Origin of the sequence: Microbacterium sp. BF1 (assembly GCF_019279095.1) — a bacterium.
GTDB lineage: Bacteria > Actinomycetota > Actinomycetes > Actinomycetales > Microbacteriaceae > Microbacterium > Microbacterium maritypicum.
This window is the reverse complement of the sequence record NZ_JAGYWT010000673.1, coordinates 1-1,072: the sequence shown is the minus strand read 5'-3', so window position 1 is coordinate 1,072 and position 1,072 is coordinate 1. Positions and strand designations below refer to the sequence as shown.

General features: G+C 69.0%; 2 protein-coding genes. One reads left to right on the top strand and one right to left on the bottom strand.

The genetic code is table 11. From position 1 onward, the window contains the following. On the top strand, positions 1 to 449 hold a 449-nt coding region (locus KZA10_RS15925; RefSeq protein WP_218683371.1), incomplete at its 5' end, for an alpha/beta fold hydrolase. 15 nt (positions 450 to 464) lie between these two features. Here the strand turns inward: KZA10_RS15925 and KZA10_RS15920 are convergent. Next, positions 465 to 1,072: SDR family oxidoreductase (locus tag KZA10_RS15920; protein ID WP_218683370.1), on the bottom strand; the 608-nt coding region annotated here is incomplete at its 5' end.

Genomic DNA, 1,072 nt, shown 5'->3' with positions numbered 1-1,072 from the left:
TGGCCGATGCGCGCCCCGAGCGCGTGAGCCGTGTCATCTTCGTCGACACCGCTCCGCCGCCGGCCGAGAGCGGGATCAGCGAGTTCGAGGTCGTCGACGGTGTGGTGCCCTTCCCCGGCTGGGACTTCTTCCCCGACGAGGACGTCAGCGATCTCGACGAGTCGACGCGAGCGCGTACGGCGCCGCTCACCCGCAGTGTTCCCGCCAGAGTGCCCACCGACGCCATCGCGCTGGTGAATCCTGCGCGGTACCGAGTGCCGGTGACGCTGCTGATGGGCGGCCTGGATCAGGCCGCGTTCGAGGGGATGATCGACCAGTGGGGCGCCTACGCCGCCGAGTACCGTGCGATCGACGACGCCGAGGTCGTGCGCATCGGCTCCGGTCACTGGCCGCAGTTCTCGGTTCCCGAGAGGCTCGCGGAACTCCTCAACGCGGCGATCGCACGCTGAGATTCGACCTCGGGATCAGTGCCCCATCCCGAGTCCGCCGTCGACGGGGATGACCGCGCCCGAGATGTAACCGGCGTCATCACCCGCGAGCCAGGTCACCACGCCCGCGACCTCATCGGGGGTCGCGAATCGTGCCGCCGGGATGCTCGCCTTGTACTGCTTCTGGGTCTCCTCCGGCAGTTCCGCGGTCATGTCCGTCTCGATGAAGCCCGGAGCGACGACGTTGGCCGTGATCCCGCGGGCCCCGAGCTCACGCGTGATCGAGCGGGCGAAGCCGACCAGGGCGCTCTTCGATGCGGAGTAGTTCGCCTGCCCGGCGGAACCGTAGAGCCCCACGACACTCGAGATCAGGATGATGCGGCCGAACCGCGCGCGGAGCATGCCCTTCGAGGCACGCTTGACCACGCGGAACGTTCCTCCCAGGTTCGTGGCGACCACGCTGTCGAAGTCGTCCTCGCTCATGCGCATGAGGAGGGTGTCCTTCGTGATGCCGGCGTTGGCGACGACGATCTCGACCGGACCGAGCTGCTGCTCCACCTCGGTGAACGCGGCGTCGAGGGCAGCGGCATCCGTGACGTCCGCGCGGACGGTGAGCGTTCCCTCCGGCCCTTCGCCGCTGCGGG